Consider the following 17,737-nt stretch of genomic DNA (forward strand, 5'->3'; position numbering starts at 1 on the left):
TCTGGACGTATTCTTCCCGCCACCAAAGAAAACAACAATTATCTTCACCCATCTTTAGAATACGGAAAATCCATCTTCACGAAAGGCAAGCGCCGTGGACTCCCGCTTTCTTCAAACCTATGTGCATGTGGTGGAGCTGGGCTCCATCGCTCAGGCCGCGCGCCACCAAGGCTTGACGCCTGCCACCGTGCAGCAGCGACTGCGCGCGCTGGAGGGGGACGTAGGCAGCGCCCTGATCGCCCGGTCCGGCCGCACGGTCAAGCCCACGCCGGCCGGCATCCGCATTCTTGAGCGCGCCCGCCATATCCTGCGAGACGTGCGCGACCTGCGCTCGGCGGCCAGCGACACGGAGCTTCCGGCCGGCCCCTTGCGCCTGGGCGCCACGCCCACGGCGCTGACCGGCATCATGCCGCCGGTGCTGCGCACCTGGGTGGCCCGCCATCCCCATATCGAGATCTACATCGAGCCCGCGCCCACCACCCTGCTCTACAGCAAGGTGCTGTCGGGCGAGCTGGATGGCGCGCTGCTGGTGCACCCGCTGTTTGCATTACCCAAGACGTGCGACTGGCGCGACCTGCGCCACGAACCGCTGGTGTTGGTGACGCCGGCCGACATGAAGGTGCGCGACCCGCTGGCCGTCCTCGCGCGCGAGCCCTACATCCGCTATGACCGCAGCGTGGTGGGCGGCAAGATGGCCGACGACTACCTGCGCATGCACAACCTGCGGCCACACGTGCGCTTCGAGCTGGACGGCATCGATTCCATCGCAAAGCTGGTGGCCGAGGGGCTGGGGGTGGCGGTGCTGCCCGACTGGGCCGTCACCGGCGAACCGGCCGCGCGGGTAACGCGCTGGCCGCTGCCGGCGCCCTGCCCGGTGCGCACGGTGGGCGCGATCTGGCAGCGCGCCGGTGTGCGTTCGGAATTGATGCGCGCATTCGTCGCGTTGACGGAATCGCAGCTGGGTTTGACGGGCGGTCAGGCTTAGGCGATGGCGTCCTGGCCATTGCGGGCCACGACCACGCCATGGGTCACGACCAGGCGGCGCGGCTTGCGCGTCACCACGGCCTCGGCCACACAACTGGCGTCGACCAGCACCAGATCAGCCCGCGCACCCGGCGTCAGGCCGTAGTCCGCAAAGCCACAGGCGCGCGCGGCGGCGCTGGTGACGCAATCAAACGCCCATTCCACTTCGTCGTCGCGGCGCAGATCGTTGCGCAGGCCGATCATCATGGCGCGCGCCAGCATGTCGGGGCTGCCATACGGCGTCCAGGTGTCACGGATGCCGTCGTTGCCGCCGAAGATCGTCACGCCCGCCTCGCGGCACGCGCGCACGCCGGGCACCGGCCGCGACGGCGGCGCCGTGGTCAATACAGCCACGTCCAGCGTCGCCAGGCGTTTGAGCAGCCCGTCCAGGCGCTTGGCGTCAACGCCGCCCAGGCAGAAAGCGTGGCTGATGACCACCTTGCCTTGCATGCCCAGCGCCTGGACGCGGTCCAGGATCAGGTCCAGCGTGAACGCGCCCAGTTCGCCGGGTTCGTGGAGGTGAATGTCGACCGGCTTGCCATGCTTCTCGGCAAGACCGAACAGCACATCCAGGGATTGGGCGGGATCACGATCGATGGCGGACGGGTCCAGCCCACCCAACACATCAGCGCCTTGCGCCAGCGCCTGGTCCAACAGGTCGGCCGTGCCAGGTCGCACCAACAACCCCGACTGCGGAAAGGCCACGGTTTGAATTTCCACGCGGCCGGCCAAGGCCTCGCGCGTGGCATGCACGCCATCCAGGTGACGCAGGCCCGCGTCGGTGTCCACATCAACATGGCTGCGGATGCGAGTAGCGCCTTCACGCAGGAAGGCCAGCGCCAGCGCGCGCGCATGGCTTGCCGCATCGTGGCCCGTATTGGCGCGCCAGGTGCGTTCGTTTTCAATGCGGTCGGTCAGGGCGGGGCCAACCGCATTCACATACCAAGGTGAATCCCAGTTGGTCTTGTCCAGGTGGGTATGGCCCTCAACCAGCCCCGGCAACAACAAGGCGCCGCCGCCATCCTCAACAAGCATGTCGGCCGGCGCCGGGATGCCCGGTTGTATTTGCAGGATGCGCCCACCGCGCACCAACACGTCGGCAGCCTCGGCGGCATCGTTTGCCACCAGGCGGACGTTTTTCAACAGCAGGTCGGTCATGGATTTTTCCCGGACGAACGAAAGCGGCCGGCCCGAAAGGCCGGCCACGTATCAGCCCAAAGGTTCAGACTTGCGGCGGTTCGATCCAGAAGAAGCGTTCGCCTTGGCGGACCATGTCGGCGACGCCCTCGGCGCCGATGCGGTAGTCCGAACCCATCAGCGATGCACCGCCGTCTTCATGGATGTGGATAACGGCCAGCGGGTCATTGGCCATGGTGTACCAGTAGTACCCGGGCTTGAGATTATGCAGGTCAGTAGTCATTGCTTGAGTATACAAACAACACCGCCTGTACAAAAAGACAACACAAATACAAAGCCTGCCTGACAGCGGGAACACGACACGTCATACTGCCTGCTCCTGATCTGAATTAGCTGGTGCATTTGACACACATCGGTTTGGAAGCGAAACGCAGTACGCGGACGTAATACGCGAACTTCTGCCGAGAGGAGAACAGCGAGCGCATGAAACGGCAGTCACTTCAATTCAGCGAGCCGCTCAAGCAAGCCGTCCTGGCGGGCTTGAAAGTGCAGAGTCGCCGCATTCTGAAGCCTCAGCCCAGCAAACCCACGACGGTTTGGTATGCGGACGCCGCCGATTCCGGCCGCTGGGTGGCAATGGGTCCCGTTCGCGATAACCCTTCAGAATTGCGAAGAACATCCAGTTGGGTCAGATGCCCCTACGGCAAAACCGGCGAGAGCATCACCCTGACCGACGAAGCGGGTAACGCATTCGCGACTGCGCTTATCGTCGGTGTACGCATCCAGCGCCTGCAAAATCTGTCCGAAGCCGATGCGCGTGCCGAAGGCACGGAAGCCCTCTACCAATCCTCCGCCCTCTTGCCTGGCGTTCCACTTCAAACAGCGTTTGCATTAACGTGGTGCGAACGCTATGGCTCGCACGCCTGGGCGGCCAACCCTTGGGTTTGGGTGGTGGAATTCCGCGGCGCCCAATCGATCTGATGCGATCCGGGCCGCGCAGCCCGCGATGATGGTGACCACCTGTAACGCACCGGTCTGACTTCACCTGATTCCACTTCATTTCAATCGATTTCAGGTTTGCATTTACCAGAGCGCAAGTACTATCCCGCGCCGCAGCACGCGCGCGTTGCCCAGCCGAGGGACGGTTGCGGATTGTCGCTATTGAGGAAGTCGCGCTTACGAATCCGCGACGGAAAAGCCCGAAAATAGGGGCGTCGAATACTCAACTTTGCTGTGTCGCGCAGCAGGCAGGTGCAACATGAAAAAATGGCTAATTGCTGGTGCCGGTGCCGCGGGTCTGCTGATTTCCAGCGTAGCCCTCGCCCGGGTGGACGTGGGTATCTCAATCGGCTTGCCCGGCGTGGTTTATCCAGCCCCGGTGTACGTGGCGCCCGCCCCGGTATATGTAGCGCCGCCCCCGCCCGTGTATTACCGTCCGGCGCCCGTATATGTGGCGCCTCCGGTGGTGTACCCCGCTCCGGTCTATTACCGCGGCGGCCCTCACTGGCGCGGCGGTCCGCCCCCCCGTTATTACGGGCCGGGCCCCGGTTATTACCGAGGTCACGGCCATGGCCACGGCAAGGGCCGCGGCGACTGGCACCGTTAAAAGCAAAGGCCACTCTGACGAGTGGCCTTTTTTTTCCGTTGGGACATTGTCCGGTGCCCCATGGGAATGACGATCAGGCCGCGGGGACCCGTACCGGCTTTTCCGCCACCACGGCGGATTTTTGGGATACCTGCGCGGGTTTGCCATCAACCCAACGCGGGGATTCCTGAACAAGATCAATCCATCTGCGGGGCGCACTGGACGCCCGCCACCAACCATTATGCGGACGCATGGGCAAACTCCGGCTCACCGTTAAAACGCACACCATTGATTTCTTGGAACAATTGACGGCTTTCCTGTTCTGCTTCGTGCAAGTCTGAGAACGGTGCCTGTCCCGGCACTGTCCAGCATTTTTCCGGCGCGGTTCCGCCAACTCGGCGGGTCCATATCTGCACGCGGTAGCCCTGTTCGTCTTCACGAGCGACAGAGCATCTCACACGAAAATCTCCAATCATTCTTGAAGTCATGGACAACTCCTTGTTATATAAGTGAATGAAGCGTGTAGAACGCGGGTGTATTGTGCCGCATCTATCCGGCCCTTTTATTAAAAATACACAATTGCTCACATCAAAATCATGCACTCACCCGCGTAGGATAATGAGCAAAAACGACAGCAATATGTCGACATGATAAAAAAAAACGGAGCCCAGAGGCTCCGTTTTCTTATCAGCCATTTGGCCGATGGACGCGCACAGCGCGTCAGGGTTTCAGCACCGTCAAACCACCCATATACGGCTGCAACGCCTCGGGAATCAAAACGCTGCCATCCGGCTGCTGATGATTTTCCAGCACGGCGACCAACGCGCGGCCCACCGCCAAACCCGAACCATTCAATGTGTGCACGAATTCCGGTTTGCCCTGGGCATTGCGGAAACGCGCCTGCATGCGGCGGGCCTGGAAGGTTTCGCAATTGGACACCGACGAAATTTCGCGCCAGGTATTTTGCGCCGGCAACCACACTTCCAGGTCATAGGTCTTGGCCGAGCCAAAGCCCATGTCACCGGTGCACAGCAGCATGACGCGGTACGGCAGGCCCAGCAATTGCAGGACGCGCTCGGCGTGGCCGACCATGTCTTCAAGGGCTTCGTAAGACTGGTCCGGCTGCGTGATCTGCACCATTTCGACCTTGTCGAACTGATGCTGGCGGATCATGCCACGGGTGTCGCGGCCGCCGCTGCCGGCTTCAGAACGGAAGCACGGCGTATGCGCGGTGAGCTTGAGCGGCAGGTCGGCGGCGGCCTGGATGGTGTCGCGCGCCACGCTGGTCAGCGTGATTTCCGACGTGGAGATCAGGTATTGGTCTTCACGCACGTAAGGGTTGCCCGCGGCATCAACCTTGGGATCGTCATCGCCACCGCCCTTGGACACGGCGAACATGTCGTCCTTGAACTTGGGCAACTGGCCCGTGCCGTACAAGGTGGATGCGTTGACGATGTAAGGCGTATAGCACTCGGTATAACCGTGCGTGCCCGTTTGCAGGTCCAGCATGAATTGCGACAGCGCGCGGTGCAGGCGGGCGATGGGGCCGCGCATGAACGAGAAGCGCGCGCCCGACAGCTTGGCGGCCATGTCGAAATCCAGGCCCAGCGGTTCGCCGATGGCGACGTGGTCGCGCGCCTCGAACGCAAGCGCCGGCGGGTTGCCGTCAGCACCCGCTTCACCCGGCAACCAGCGACGGACTTCGACGTTGTCGTCAGCGGATTCACCCAAGGGCACGCTGGCGTGCGGCAAGTTGGGCACCGACATCAGCAGGTCGTTAAGCGGCGCCTGCAAGGCGGCCAGCTCTTCTTCCAGCTGCTTCAGGCGAACAGGCACCGCCTGCGATTCCGCCATGACGGCGCTGGCGTCTTCGCCCTTGGCCTTCAACTGACCGATCTGCTTGGCCAGTGCGTTGCGGCGGGCTTGCAGGGACTCGGTTTCGGTCTGGACGGCCTTGCGGCGAGACTCCAGGTCGTTGAACCGTTCCGTGTCGAAGGACACGCCACGGCTCTTGAGGCGGTCGACGACGGTTTGCAGGTCTTTGCGCAGCAGTATCGGGTCTAGCATGTTGATGTCGGTTGAGGTTCTAGTGAAAGCAACGGGCAAGGCCCGTTACCGGTTCTTGGCGCGTTCCTGTGCGTCCAGCTCGCGCAGGAATGCCAGCTTTTGCTGGATTTTAGCCTCCAGGCCGCGATCGGTCGGCCGATAGAAGGAAGGCTTGAGTCCATCAGGGAAATATTGTTCGCCGGCGGCGTAGCCATGCGGCTCGTCGTGAGCATAGCGATAGGCCTTGCCGTGGCCCAGTTGCTTCATCAGCTTGGTGGGCGCGTTGCGCAGGTGGATGGGCACCGGCGCGCTGCCGTGTTCGGCCGCGAACTGGCGCGCCTGGTTGTAGGCGTTGTAGACGGCGTTGGACTTGGCGGCACACGCCATGTAGACCACCGCTTGCGCCAGCGCGAGCTCACCTTCGGGCGAACCCAGGCGCTCGTAGATGTCGGCGCCGGTCACGGCCAGGTCGGTGGCGCGCGGGTCGGCCAGGCCGATGTCTTCCACCGCCATGCGCACCAGGCGACGCGACAGGTATTTGGGATCGGCTCCGCCGTCGATCATGCGGCAGAACCAATACAGTGCGGCGTCGGGATTGGAGCCGCGCACCGATTTATGCAGCGCGCTGATCTGGTCGTAGAACGCGTCGCCGCCCTTGTCGAAACGGCGCAGGTTCTGCGACAGCGATATTTCCAGCCACGCCGCATCCACGGTATCGCGGCCCGCCGACTGCGCGGATTCCGCCACGACTTCCACCGCGCTGATCAAGCGCCGCGCATCGCCATCGGCCCAGGCGGCCAACTGTTCGCGCGCGTCGGATTCGACGCGGATGGACTCGCCGTCGTCCAGCCCTTCGTTCAGCGCGTGTACCGCGCGGTCGACCAGTTGCTGCAATTCTTCAGGCGATAGCGACTGCAGCACATATACCCGGGCCCGCGACAACAGCGCCGAATTGACTTCGAAAGACGGGTTTTCCGTGGTGGCGCCGATGAAGGTGAACAGCCCGCTTTCCACATAAGGCAGAAAAGCATCCTGCTGCGCCTTGTTGAAGCGGTGCACCTCGTCCACGAAAAGAATGGTGCGGCGGCCCTGGCCTTGCGCCACCTGCGCCACCGTGACGGCTTCGCGAATGTCCTTGACGCCGCCCAGCACCGCCGAAATGGCAATGAATTGCGCATCAAAGCCATCAGCCATCAGGCGCGCCAACGTGGTCTTGCCCACGCCGGGCGGCCCCCAGAAGATCATGGAATGCGGACGGCCGGACTCAAACGCCACGCGCAGCGGCTTGTCAGGGCCCAGCAGGTGCGACTGCCCGACCACGTCGGACAAGGAACGCGGGCGCAGGCGCTCGGCCAGGGGCACATAGGGCCGATGCGCAGGATCGGCCGCGAAGAGATCGTTGCTCATTGGCAGCAGATGGGGGAAGACGGCAAGAAATACAAGTCAGCATTACACCATGACCGCCGCCTCCGCCCCGTGGAATGGGCGGCGGCGACTAGGCCAGTTCGGGCGGCGCGAAGCGGCGGTTGGCCAGCACCGGCAGCACCTTGCGCGCATGCGCCAGGCGTTCCGGGTCGATATCGGCAAACACCAGCGCCGGCCCCTCGCCCGCACGCGCCGTCACCACGCCCAGTGGGTCCACGACCATGCTGCAACCGATATTGCGTTCGCCGCATTCCCCGGTGGCCGCCACGTAGCAGGTGTTTTCCAGCGCGCGTGCCGTAACCAGCACTTCCCAGTGCATTTCCTTCAGCGGGCCGCGCACCCAGGCCGCAGGCAGCACCAGCAGGTCGGCGCCGTCCAGCGCCAGGCGGCGCGCCAGTTCAGGAAAACGCACGTCATAGCAGGTCATGAGCCCCACGCGCAGGCCGCCAATGTCCAGCAGCGGGGGCAGCTCGGTGCCGGCCGTGACGTTGGTGGATTCCTTCATCGTGAAGGCGTCATACAGGTGCAACTTGCGGTATTGCGACACGATCCGCCCATCCTGGACGGTAACCAAAGTATTCCAGACCCGCCCTTCGCCCGTCGGAACGTGCACGCACATCATGGTGGCAAGGGACGAACCACGGCTGGCTTCAAGCAGCCGGGTCATGAAAGGGCCGTCCAGCGACTGGGCCGCTTTCAGCACGATTTGCGGGTCGGTAATGTCGCGGGCCAGGATGCCCTCGGGCAAGACCAAAAGCCCCGCGCCGCCTGCGCTGGCGCGCTCCATCAGGTCAATGCAGACCTGCGCGTTTTCTTCCCAGACTCGGCTGACGGCGAACTGGCCCAAAGCGACTTTCAACATGGCTTTTCCTTCATGGCGCGCGGTGGTTTCGCGGATTCCTTATTGTCGCGCCAACCTGCCCCTGACACAGCCTACGGGTAAGCCCTAGCTGCCGCTTGTAAATTTCTTTCACGATAATGAAAAAAACAAACTTTCACGTAAATATTTTCCAGATCCGAGCGCCCGCCATGACCAATTCCTCTTCCCCCGCCGCCTTGTTGGATGTGAACGGCAAAGGCCTGGGCGCGTTTCCTGAGTCCTGTACGACGGCCGGTGTGGCCGCGCTGAACTGGAACCTGTTGAACGAAGACGTCAGCCTGCCCGTGGCGGTGTTGTATGAGGCGCGCGTGCGCCACAACCTGCAATGGATGCAGCAGTTCATGGAGGCGTACCACGTCAAGCTGGCGCCTCACGGCAAGACCACGATGAGCCCCGCCCTGTTCAAGCGCCAGATCGACAATGGCGCGTGGGGCATCACGCTGGCAACCGCGCCGCAAGTGCTCGCGGCGTACCAACACGGCATACGCCGCGTGCTGATGGCCAACCAATTGGTGGGCCGCGCCAACATGGCCATCATTGCGCGCCTGCTGCAAGACCCCGCATTCACGTTCTTCTGCATTGTTGATTCGCCAGCCAACGCCGCCCAGTTGGGCGAGTTCTTCGGCGAGCAAGGCCTGACCCTGCCCGTGCTGATCGAGCTGGGTCCCACGGGCGGACGCACGGGCGTACGCGATGATGCGCAGTTGCAGGCCGTGGTCGACGAGATTGGCCGCTGGCCCAGCCTGACGCTGGCCGGCATTGAAGTGTATGAAGGCGTGTTGCAGGAAGAAAGCGCCATCCGCGCCTTCCTGCGCCGCGCCACCGACGCTTTGCGCGGGCTGGCCACCTCGGGCCGCCTGCGCAAGAACGGCCCCGCCGTCATCTCTGGCGCGGGATCGGCCTGGTTCGACGTGGTGGCCGAGGAATTCTCGCAACTGGATATCGGTGCGCCGCTGGAAGTGGTGCTGCGTCCCGGCTGCTACCTGTCGCACGACGTGGGCGTCTACCGATCGGCCGCGGAACGCATCAACGCCCACAATCCCGTGGCGCAAAAGATGGAACCGGGCCTCTTGCCCGCCTTGCAGGTCTGGGCCTATGTGCAATCGTTGCCCGAACCCGGCCGCGCCATCATCGCCCTGGGCAAGCGCGACGCCGCGTTCGACGCCGGCCTGCCCACGCCCGCCCTGCACTTCCGTCCGGGCCTGACGCGGCCCGACCTGACGCGGCCCGACCAAAACACGCCGGACGCCGCGCCGCAGGCGTGGAAGCTGACCGCCATGATGGACCAGCATGCCTTCATGCAGATCGCCGACGGCGACGACATCCAGGTCGGCGACATGATCGCCTTCGACATTTCCCACCCCTGCCTGACGTTCGACAAGTGGCGCCAGGTGCTGCTGGTGGACGAGCAGTACCGCGTCACCGACGTGGCCGAAACCTTTTTCTGACCGCCCCCCGCCCGCCGCATCGCGCCTGGCCCGAGGGGGCTGCTGAAAAAATCCGGGATCCCGGCGCACACCCAATCACGCGACAACCTGTTTTTGACCCTCTGGAGAGAGAATCATGAACTTCCGACCCTCCCGGCGAGGCAGTGGGCTGACCAGCCTGCTCGCGGCCGGCGCTATTGGCTTGACCGCATTGACGTCCCCCGCCCTGAGTGCCACGCCGGTCAAGGGGGGCACGATATCCGTCGCCACCATCGGTGAACCCCCGACGCTGGACCCGATGAGCAGCACCGCCGACCTGGTGGGCATTCTGACGCAGCATTTCTTTGAAACGCTCTACACGTTCGACGCCAAGTGGAACCTGACGCCGCTGCTGGCCGAGAAGATGCCGGAAGTCACGCCCGACGGCTTGATCTATACGATCCCGCTGCGCCAGGGCATCACCTTCCATGATGGGTCGAAGATGGATTCGTCGGACGTGCTGGCGTCCTTGAAGCGCTGGACCGAAACCGCCACGCGCGGCAAGGGCGCGGCCAAAGTCATCAGCAGCATCGAAGCGCCTGACGCCAACACCATCCGCATCACGCTGAAACAACCCTATGCGCCGCTGACCGCGCTGCTGGCCATGAACAACGCCGCGGCCGTCATCATGCCCAAGAGCAAGATCGCGCCGGTGCTGAGCGAATTCGTCGGCACGGGCCCGTACCAGTTGAAGGCCCGCATGCCGGACCAGTACATCCAATTGGTGCGCTTCGAAGGCTACAAACAGCGCGAAGGCGAGCCCGACGGTTATGGCGGCGCGCGCAAGCAATACCTGGACGAAATCCGCTTCGTGCCGGTCAGCAACGCCAACACCCGTTCCGAAGCCGCCGCCGCCGGCCAGTTCGACTACGTCGACTCGCTGCCCGTGGAAGCGCTGGACAAGCTCAAGGGTGGCCGTTCCGACCCAGTGATGTTGAAGCCCTTCGGCTGGCCGCGTCTGGTGCTCAACACCAAGCAAGGCATCATGTCCAACCTGGCCGTGCGCCAGGCCGTGCAGCTGGCGCTGAACGAAGAAGACATGCTGTTCGCCGCCTTCGGCAACAAGGACTTCTACAAGCTGAACGGCGACCTGTATCCGGAAGGCTACCCCTGGGCTACGTCGCTGGGCGGCAAGGTCTACAACAAGGCCGACTCCGCCGCCGCCAAGAAGCTGCTGGACGGTGCCAACGTGGCCGACAAGAAGATCCGCATCCTGACCAGCCAGCAGTACGAGTTCCATTACAAGATGGCGCTGGTGGCCGCGGAATACCTGAAGGCCGCCGGCTTCACGGTGGACATGCAGGTGGTGGACTGGGCCACGCTGACGCAACGCCGCCAGGACCCCGCCGTGTGGGACATCTTCATCACCCACAGCGTGTTCCTGCCGGAACCCGCGCTGATCGACTTCCCGTCGAAAGACGCACCGGGCTGGTGGGACACCCCGCGCCGCGCCCAGGTCATGGACGCTTTCAACCAGGCGCGCACGCAGGAAGAACGGATCAAGCGCTGGGCCGACGTGCAGCAAGCCGTGTATGACGAGGTGCCGTTCGTGAAGGTCGGTGACTTCAACTCCCAATCCGCGCGCTCGCCGTCGCTGCAAGGCACCAAGCCCGCCCCCTGGCCGTTCTTCTGGAACGCCTGGAAAAGCCCCAAGTAGGATGGGTGAAGCGCGGCATGCCTTGGGCAAGAACCCGATTGCCTGCCGCGCGCAACCCATCATTGGAACGTGATGCTGTACCGGACCGGTTCGAAAGGGCCGATTCGTTGACCGTGTGGCCGAACCGTTTGGCGTTGACGACCGCTTGATGGGTTACGCGCGGCAGGCGATGGAGTTCTTGCCCTTGGCCTGCCGCGCTCCACCCATCCTACGAGCCGCCGTGCCGAACGAATCGACGTGCCGAACGACGCTTTTTAGGACTTTATCGTGTTGCGTTATCTTTTAAACCGCTTGGTCGGGCTGGTGGCTGTGATGTTTATCGTCGCGACCATTGTGTTCGTCATTATTCGCGTCACGCCCGGTGACCCGGCCGCGGTGATGCTGGGGCCGCAGGCCAGCCAGCAGGACATCGCGGCGCTGCGCGCGCAGTTGGGGCTGGACCAGCCCATGGCGCTGCAATATGTGTCGTGGCTGGGCAAGCTGGTGCAGGGCGATCTGGGCCAGTCCATCTTCATGAACAAGCCCGTGCTGTCGGCGCTGGCCGACCGCGCCGAACCCACGATACTCCTGACCTTGATGTCGCTGCTGATCGCCAGCGCCATCGCGCTGCCCGTGGGCATTCTGTCCGCGGTCAAGCGCGGCACCACGCTGGATCAGTCGGTGCTGTCGTTTTCAATGTTTACCTCCAGCGTGCCGAGCTTCTGGCTCGGCTTGCTGCTGATGCAAATTTTCTCGGTGAAGCTGGGCTGGCTGCCGGTGTCGGGCTATGGCGGCCCGGACGCATCGCTGGCCACGCGCCTGTCGCATTTGATCCTGCCCGCCGTGGTGCTGGGGCTGGTGAATTCCGCGCTGATCACCCGTTTCATCCGCGCCAGCATGCTGGACGTGCTGCGCGACGACTACGTGCGTACCGCGCGGGCCAAGGGCCTGCCGGAAAGCAAGGTCATCTTGAAGCACGCCGTGCGCAACGCGCTGATTCCCATCCTGACCGTGCTGGGCCTGACCACCGCGCTCTTGATCAGCGGCGCCGTCGTGACCGAAACCGTGTTCGGCCTGCCCGGCGTGGGCAGCCTGGTGGTGTCGGCCGTGCTGCGCCGCGACTATCCCGTCATCCAGGGCGCGCTGCTGATCATCGCGGCCATCTACGTCCTGATCAATCTGATCATCGACCTGCTCTACCTGCTGGTCGACCCCCGGGTGCGCTACTGATATGGCTATTGCAACTTCCCCCCAATCCACCGGCAGCGGTGACCGCTGGCAGGTGCTGCGCCTGTTGGTGTCGCGCAAGACCGTGCTGTTGAGCCTGATCGTGATCATCGTGCTGGTGGCCGCCGCGCTGCTGGCGCCGTGGGTCAGCCCGTACGACCCGTTCAAGCTGTCCATCATGAACCGGCTCAAGGCCCCGGGCGCCGCCCACTGGTTCGGCACCGACGACTTCGGCCGCGACGTGTTCAGCCGCGTCATCTACGGCGGCCGCCTGTCGCTGATGGTGGGCTTTTCGGTCGTGATCGTGTCCAGCGTGCTGGGCATTGCGCTGGGGCTCATCGCGGGCTTCTTCCGCTCGGCCGACAAGTTCGTGTCGCGCCTGATCGACGCCATGATGGCCTTTCCCGACATCCTGCTGGCCATTTCGCTGGTGGCCGCGCTGGGGCCGTCGCTGATCAACGTGGTGATTGCCCTGGGCATCGTCTACACGCCGCGCCTGGCCCGCATCGTGCGCGCCTCGACGCTGGTGATCCGCGAACTGCCCTTCGTGGAAGCCGCCCGCGCACTGGGTGTGCCCACCTGGCGCATCGTCACCGTGCACGTGTTGCGCAACCTGGTGTCGCCCATTCTGGTGCAAGGCACGTTCATCTTCGCCTACGCGATCCTGGCCGAAGCCGGCCTGTCGTTCCTGGGCGTGGGCGTTTCGCCCGACATTCCCACCTGGGGCACCATGATTAACGCCGGCCAGCAGTACATGGGCTCGGCCGACTGGATCATGGTTTTTCCCGGCATTGCCATTGTGCTGTCCGTGCTGTCGCTGCAATTGGTGGGCGACGGACTACGCGACGTACTCGACCCGCGCCTGCGCAAGGAGCTGTAATCATGACGGCAAGCACCCGAGACGTCGTGCTGTCCGTGGAAGGGCTCAAGACCTGGTTCCACAGCCGCGACGGCATCGCCAAGTCCGTGGACGGCGTCACCTTCGATCTGGCCCGCGGTGAAACGCTGGCCATCGTGGGCGAATCCGGTTCCGGTAAATCCGTGACCAGCCTGTCCATCATGGGCCTGTTGCCCAAGCCGGCGGGCCGCATCGAAGCGGGCAAGATCCTGTTCCGCGACCGCCAGGGCGTGCAGCACGACCTGGCCCATGCGTCGTCCGCCACCCTGCAGAAGATACGCGGCGCCGAAATCGCCATGATCTTCCAGGAGCCCATGACCAGCCTGAACCCGCTGTACACCGTGGGCGACCAGATAGCCGAAGCCGTGTTGCAGCACGAAGGCGGCTCCTATGCGGCGGCCATCAAGCGCGCCCGCGAAATGCTGGAACGCGTGGAGATTCCCGCCGCCGACCGGCGTGTCAACGAATACCCGCACCAGATGTCGGGCGGCATGCGCCAGCGCGTGATGATTGCGCTGGCGCTGGCCTGCAACCCGGCGGTGCTGATCGCCGATGAACCCACCACCGCGCTGGACGTCACCGTGCAGGCGCAAATCCTGGACCTGCTGCGCCGGCTGCAAAAAGAGATGAACATGAGCATTCTGTTCATCACGCACAACCTGGGCGTGGTGGCCGAGATTGCGCACCGCGTGGCGGTCATGTACGCCGGGCGCGTGGTGGAAGACGCGGGCGTGTACGACCTGTTCGAGAAACCCACGCATCCGTATACCCGCGGCCTGTTGTCCTGTCTGCCCACGGCGGCGCTGCTGGCTTCCGGTGAGCGCCTGCGTGCCATTCCGGGCAACGTGCCCAGCGTGCTGTCGCTACCGGCCGGCTGCACGTTCGCGCCGCGCTGCGACATGGCGGCCGACGATTGCCGCGCCGCCGTGCCCGAATTGGTGGCCGTGCAGGCCGAACACCGCGCGCGCTGCATCAAGGTGAACCCGATATGACTAGCCCCCAAGCCACCGTGCGGGCCGAAGACCCGCTGGTCCGCATTGAAGACCTGAAAGTCCACTTTCCCACGTCGCAAGCGCGGAATGCGCCTGTCGTGCGCGCGGTGGACGGCGTCAGCTTTGACGTGCCCCGCAATACCATCGTCGGCCTGGTCGGCGAATCCGGCTCGGGCAAGACCACGACGGGCCGTGCCTTGCTGCGCCTGTTCAAGCCCACGGCTGGGCGCTTGCTGTTTGACGGCCAGGACATCACGCATCTGAACGAAAAGCAGATGCTGCCGTGGCGCCGCCGCATGCAGATTGTGTTCCAGGACCCCTACGCCAGCCTCAACCCCCGCATGACGGTGGCCGAGATCCTGGGCGAGGCGCTGGACACGCACAAGCTGGCGCAGCACCGCCGCTCGGCCCGCATCGGCGAACTGCTTGAACGCGTGGGCCTGAACGCGGACCACAGCCGGCGCTATCCGCATGAATTCTCGGGCGGGCAGCGCCAGCGCATCGGCATTGCGCGCGCCCTGGCGGTGGAGCCCGATTTCATCGTGGCGGACGAACCCGTGTCGGCGCTGGATGTGTCGGTGCAGGCGCAGGTGCTGAACCTGCTGCAGGACCTGCAACGCGACCTGGGCCTGACGATGCTGTTCGTGGCCCATGACCTGGCCGTGGTGGACTACCTGTGCGACGAAGTGGTCGTGATGTACCTGGGCCGCGTCATGGAGCGCGGCCCCACCAGCGAAGTCTACGCACGCCCGCGTCACCCCTATACTCGCGCACTGCTGTCGGCCGCGCCCGTGCCGGATCCGCGTGCGCCTCGTTCGCGTATTCTGCTCAAGGGCGACATCCCCAGCCCGATCAATCCGCCGTCCGGCTGCGTGTTCCGCACACGCTGCCCCCACGCCACCGACGCCTGCGCCACCATCGAGGCGCAAGCGGTGGAAGTGGGTCCGGGCCACTTTGTGGCCTGTACGCGCCTTGACGCCCCCGAGCTGGCGGCCTAGCGCCATTGCCCTGACCCGATCCGACCCAGGAATCCCACATGAACATCATCCGCGACATCGTCTTCCAGATACGCAGTCGGCGGGACGCATTGAGCGTGACCGAGCGCAAGGTGGCCGACGCCATCCTGGACGACATCATCTGGGGCGCCAGCGCCACCGTGGACCAACTGGCCACGAAGGCCGGCGTCAGCATCGCCACGATTTCCCGCTTTGCGCGCACGGTGGGCTGCGATGACACCCGCGACCTGAAAATGAAGCTGGCGCAGGCCAGCACGGTGGGCAGCCGCTTTCTGGACCCCAGCGCGCCGGCCGAGGAAAGCACCTTCTACGCGCGCATCTACGCCGACATCGAAAGCACGCTGCGCGCGCACCTGCCCACGTTTACCGAACAGCTTTTCGAACAGGCGGCCTCCATCGTGGATGGCGCGCGGATGATCTACGTGTTCGGCATGGGCGGCGCGTCCGCCGTGCTGGCGCAGGAAGTGCAATCGCGGCTGGTGCGGCTGGGCTACCCCATCGCCGTATACAGCGATGCCGTGCTGCTGCGCATGGTGGCCGCCACGCTGGACGAGCGCGACGTCGTGCTGGTGCTGTCGGCGTCGGGCCTGACGCCCGAGATCATCGGGGCGGCGCGCATTGTGAAGCAATATCGCGCCCGCATCGTCGCCATCACCGACGCCACGTCCGAGCTGGCCAAGCTGGCCGACGTGGTGCTGCCCATCCGCACGGACGAAACCGACTTCATCTACAAACCCTCGGCATCGCGCTACGCGATGATGCTGGCCATTGATTTGCTATCAACCGAACTGGCCATGCTGAACCAAGAGGAAAACCGCGAACGGCTGCGCCGCATCAAGCTGGCGCTGGACGAGCATCGCGGCGGCCCCAACCGTTTACCGCTGGGCGACTGAACCTGGAACCCAAGATGTACGACACCCTTATCGGCAACGTCCGTGTCCTGGACGGCACGGGCGGCCCCGAATATCGCGCCAGCGTTGCGCTGGCCGATGGCCGCATCGCCGCCATCGGCGCCCTGCCCGGCGCGCAAGCCCGCCAGATCATCGACGGCACGGACCTGGCCCTGGCCCCCGGCTTTATCGACGTGCATACGCACGACGACACCAACGTCATCCGCACGCCGGGCATGCTGCCCAAGCTGTCGCAGGGCGTGACCACCGTGGTGGTGGGCAACTGCGGCATCAGCGCATCGCCCGTGTCGCTGCGCGCCGACCCGCCAGACCCGATGAACCTGCTGGGTAGCCGGGACGACTTCGCCTACCCCAGCTTTAGCGACTACACGCGCGCGATCGAAGCGGCCCAGCCCGCGGTCAACGTGGCCGCGCTGGTGGGCCATACCGCGCTGCGCAGCAACCACATGGACCGCCTGGACCGCGTCGCCACCCGCGACGAAGTCCTGGCCATGCGCGAGCAACTGCGCGAGGCGCTGGCGCATGGCGCCATCGGCCTGAGCACGGGCTTGGCCTACGCCTCCGCCATCGAGGCGGACACGGACGAGGTCAAGCTGCTGGCCGAGGCGCTGGACGAATTCGGCGCGCTGTACACGACGCATCTGCGCTCGGAATTCGCGGCCATTCTTGACGCCATGCAGGAAGCCTTCGACATCGCCCGGCACGCCCGCGTGCCGGTGGTGGTGTCGCACCTGAAATGCGCGGGCGCGGGCAACTGGGGCCGCACGAAGGAAGTGCTGTTCACGCTGGAAAACGCCGGCCGCATGCAGCACGTGGGCTGCGACTGCTATCCCTATTCCGCCAGCTCGTCCACGCTGGACCTGAAGCAGGTCACCGACGAATTCGATATCGACATCACGTGGTCGGTGCCGCATCCCGAGCAGGCCCGCCGCAAGCTGGCCGACATTGCGACCGACTGGGGCGTGTCCTTGATGGACGCCGCGCGCCGGCTGCAACCAGCCGGCGCCGTCTATCACAACATGCACGAGGACGACGTGCGCCGCGTGCTGTCGCATCCGCTGACGATGGTGGGGTCCGACGGCCTGCCCAACGACCCGATGCCGCATCCGCGCTTGTGGGGCGCCTTCCCGCGCGTGCTGGGCCACTACAGCCGCGACGTGGGCTTATTGCCGCTGATCCAGGCCGTGCACAAGATGACGGGCCTGTCCGCCGCCCGCTTCGGCCTGACCGAGCGCGGGCTGGTGCGCGAGGGCTATCACGCCGATCTGGTGCTGTTCAACCCGGACACCGTCATCGACCGCGCCACCTTCGCCGCCCCCGTGCAAACCGCCGCGGGCATCGAGGCCGTGTGGGTCAACGGCGCGCTGTCCTATCGGCACGGGCAATCCACCGGCGAGCGCGCCGGCCGCTGGCTGCCACGCAACGGCGACCTGCGCGCCAGTTTCGCCGCCGCATCGCCCTATTCTTCCGCATCCACCCAAATTTAAGGAGTGCA

Annotated in this window: 17 protein-coding genes; 11 read left to right on the forward strand and 6 right to left on the reverse strand. The window is 64.7% G+C overall.

Features of this window, described 5'->3' with window-relative positions:
* Positions 1–94 precede the first annotated feature (94 nt).
* Positions 95–985, forward strand: coding sequence for a LysR family transcriptional regulator (locus tag CVS48_RS00160; protein ID WP_100852811.1), 891 nt, complete (start codon positions 95–97; stop codon positions 983–985).
* On the opposite strand, the gene CVS48_RS00165 is transcribed toward CVS48_RS00160, so the two are convergent.
* Entirely contained in the window at positions 982–2,181 is a 1,200-nt protein-coding gene (locus CVS48_RS00165) for an amidohydrolase family protein (protein ID WP_100852812.1), read from the reverse strand. The genes CVS48_RS00160 and CVS48_RS00165 overlap by 4 nt on opposite strands.
* Positions 2,182–2,245: 64 nt before the next feature.
* Positions 2,246–2,443: a hypothetical protein gene (locus tag CVS48_RS00170; RefSeq protein WP_082134365.1), complete on the reverse strand. Its 198-nt coding sequence runs from the start codon at positions 2,441–2,443 to the stop codon at positions 2,246–2,248.
* Between the two features lie 200 nt (positions 2,444–2,643).
* On the opposite strand from CVS48_RS00170, the gene CVS48_RS00175 reads away from it, so the two are divergent.
* Both CVS48_RS00175 and CVS48_RS29535 read left to right on the forward strand, forming a co-directional pair.
* Positions 2,644–3,141, forward strand: a complete 498-nt coding sequence (locus tag CVS48_RS00175) for an ASCH domain-containing protein (RefSeq protein WP_100852814.1) — start codon at positions 2,644–2,646, stop codon at positions 3,139–3,141.
* 277 nt (positions 3,142–3,418) lie between these two features.
* A complete protein-coding gene (locus tag CVS48_RS29535) occupies positions 3,419–3,766 on the forward strand; it encodes a virulence factor (RefSeq protein ID WP_100852815.1) in 348 nt (115 codons plus the stop codon).
* Positions 3,767–3,984: 218 nt separating this feature from the next.
* Here the strand turns inward: CVS48_RS29535 and CVS48_RS00185 are convergent, their stop codons facing one another.
* From CVS48_RS00185 to CVS48_RS00200, 4 genes are all read right to left on the reverse strand, one after another.
* Entirely contained in the window at positions 3,985–4,233 is a 249-nt protein-coding gene (locus tag CVS48_RS00185; RefSeq protein WP_082134366.1) for a hypothetical protein, read from the reverse strand.
* 232 nt (positions 4,234–4,465) lie between these two features.
* Positions 4,466–5,812, reverse strand: coding sequence for a serine--tRNA ligase (gene serS / locus CVS48_RS00190; RefSeq protein WP_100852816.1), 1,347 nt, complete (start codon positions 5,810–5,812; stop codon positions 4,466–4,468).
* Positions 5,813–5,857: 45 nt separating this feature from the next.
* Positions 5,858–7,198 (reverse strand): replication-associated recombination protein A, encoded by a 1,341-nt coding sequence (locus tag CVS48_RS00195; protein ID WP_100852817.1) that lies wholly within the window; start codon positions 7,196–7,198, stop codon positions 5,858–5,860.
* Positions 7,199–7,286: 88 nt separating this feature from the next.
* Complete coding sequence (locus CVS48_RS00200) at positions 7,287–8,078, reverse strand: deaminated glutathione amidase (protein ID WP_100852818.1); 792 nt, start codon at positions 8,076–8,078, stop codon at positions 7,287–7,289.
* Positions 8,079–8,245: 167 nt separating this feature from the next.
* Here CVS48_RS00200 and CVS48_RS00205 point away from each other — a divergent pair, with 167 nt between their 5' ends.
* From CVS48_RS00205 to CVS48_RS00240, 8 genes are all read left to right on the forward strand, one after another.
* A complete protein-coding gene (locus tag CVS48_RS00205; protein ID WP_100852819.1) occupies positions 8,246–9,544 on the forward strand; it encodes an amino acid deaminase in 1,299 nt (432 codons plus the stop codon).
* A gap of 115 nt (positions 9,545–9,659) precedes the next feature.
* Positions 9,660–11,219, forward strand: coding sequence for an ABC transporter substrate-binding protein (locus CVS48_RS00210; protein WP_100852820.1), 1,560 nt, complete (start codon positions 9,660–9,662; stop codon positions 11,217–11,219).
* A 267-nt stretch (positions 11,220–11,486) separates the two neighbouring features.
* On the forward strand, positions 11,487–12,428 hold the full coding sequence (locus CVS48_RS00215) for an ABC transporter permease (protein WP_046803377.1): 942 nt from the start codon (positions 11,487–11,489) through the stop codon (positions 12,426–12,428).
* Position 12,429: 1 nt separating this feature from the next.
* Complete coding sequence (locus CVS48_RS00220; RefSeq protein WP_100852821.1) at positions 12,430–13,305, forward strand: ABC transporter permease; 876 nt, start codon at positions 12,430–12,432, stop codon at positions 13,303–13,305.
* Between the two features lie 2 nt (positions 13,306–13,307).
* Entirely contained in the window at positions 13,308–14,315 is a 1,008-nt protein-coding gene (locus CVS48_RS00225; RefSeq protein WP_100852822.1) for an ABC transporter ATP-binding protein, read from the forward strand.
* Positions 14,312–15,313: an ABC transporter ATP-binding protein gene (locus tag CVS48_RS00230; protein WP_100852823.1), complete on the forward strand. Its 1,002-nt coding sequence runs from the start codon at positions 14,312–14,314 to the stop codon at positions 15,311–15,313. The genes CVS48_RS00225 and CVS48_RS00230 overlap by 4 nt, the downstream gene beginning before the upstream one ends.
* A 38-nt stretch (positions 15,314–15,351) precedes the next feature.
* Complete coding sequence (locus CVS48_RS00235) at positions 15,352–16,224, forward strand: MurR/RpiR family transcriptional regulator (RefSeq protein WP_100852824.1); 873 nt, start codon at positions 15,352–15,354, stop codon at positions 16,222–16,224.
* A 14-nt stretch (positions 16,225–16,238) separates the two neighbouring features.
* Positions 16,239–17,729 (forward strand): N-acyl-D-amino-acid deacylase family protein, encoded by a 1,491-nt coding sequence (locus CVS48_RS00240; RefSeq protein WP_100852825.1) that lies wholly within the window; start codon positions 16,239–16,241, stop codon positions 17,727–17,729.
* The last annotated feature ends 8 nt before the right edge of the window (positions 17,730–17,737 follow it).

The sequence above is a fragment of the Achromobacter spanius genome, from assembly GCF_002812705.1.
GTDB lineage: Bacteria > Pseudomonadota > Gammaproteobacteria > Burkholderiales > Burkholderiaceae_B > Achromobacter > Achromobacter spanius.

Excerpts from the sequence above, each read along its gene's own strand:
- CVS48_RS00240 (WP_100852825.1), top strand. The coding sequence starts at position 16,239 with ATGTACGACACCCTTATCGGCAACGTCCGTGTCCTGGACGGCACGGGC.
- CVS48_RS00200 (WP_100852818.1), bottom strand. The coding sequence starts at position 8,078 with ATGTTGAAAGTCGCTTTGGGCCAGTTCGCCGTCAGCCGAGTCTGGGAA.
- CVS48_RS00225 (WP_100852822.1), top strand. The coding sequence starts at position 13,308 with ATGACGGCAAGCACCCGAGACGTCGTGCTGTCCGTGGAAGGGCTCAAG.
- CVS48_RS00170 (WP_082134365.1), bottom strand. The coding sequence starts at position 2,443 with ATGACTACTGACCTGCATAATCTCAAGCCCGGGTACTACTGGTACACC.
- CVS48_RS00165 (WP_100852812.1), bottom strand. The coding sequence starts at position 2,181 with ATGACCGACCTGCTGTTGAAAAACGTCCGCCTGGTGGCAAACGATGCC.
- CVS48_RS29535 (WP_100852815.1), top strand. The coding sequence starts at position 3,419 with ATGAAAAAATGGCTAATTGCTGGTGCCGGTGCCGCGGGTCTGCTGATT.
- CVS48_RS00235 (WP_100852824.1), top strand. The coding sequence starts at position 15,352 with ATGAACATCATCCGCGACATCGTCTTCCAGATACGCAGTCGGCGGGAC.
- CVS48_RS00175 (WP_100852814.1), top strand. The coding sequence starts at position 2,644 with ATGAAACGGCAGTCACTTCAATTCAGCGAGCCGCTCAAGCAAGCCGTC.
- CVS48_RS00210 (WP_100852820.1), top strand. The coding sequence starts at position 9,660 with ATGAACTTCCGACCCTCCCGGCGAGGCAGTGGGCTGACCAGCCTGCTC.
- CVS48_RS00220 (WP_100852821.1), top strand. The coding sequence starts at position 12,430 with ATGGCTATTGCAACTTCCCCCCAATCCACCGGCAGCGGTGACCGCTGG.
- CVS48_RS00230 (WP_100852823.1), top strand. The coding sequence starts at position 14,312 with ATGACTAGCCCCCAAGCCACCGTGCGGGCCGAAGACCCGCTGGTCCGC.
- serS (WP_100852816.1), bottom strand. The coding sequence starts at position 5,812 with ATGCTAGACCCGATACTGCTGCGCAAAGACCTGCAAACCGTCGTCGAC.
- CVS48_RS00205 (WP_100852819.1), top strand. The coding sequence starts at position 8,246 with ATGACCAATTCCTCTTCCCCCGCCGCCTTGTTGGATGTGAACGGCAAA.
- CVS48_RS00185 (WP_082134366.1), bottom strand. The coding sequence starts at position 4,233 with ATGACTTCAAGAATGATTGGAGATTTTCGTGTGAGATGCTCTGTCGCT.
- CVS48_RS00195 (WP_100852817.1), bottom strand. The coding sequence starts at position 7,198 with ATGAGCAACGATCTCTTCGCGGCCGATCCTGCGCATCGGCCCTATGTG.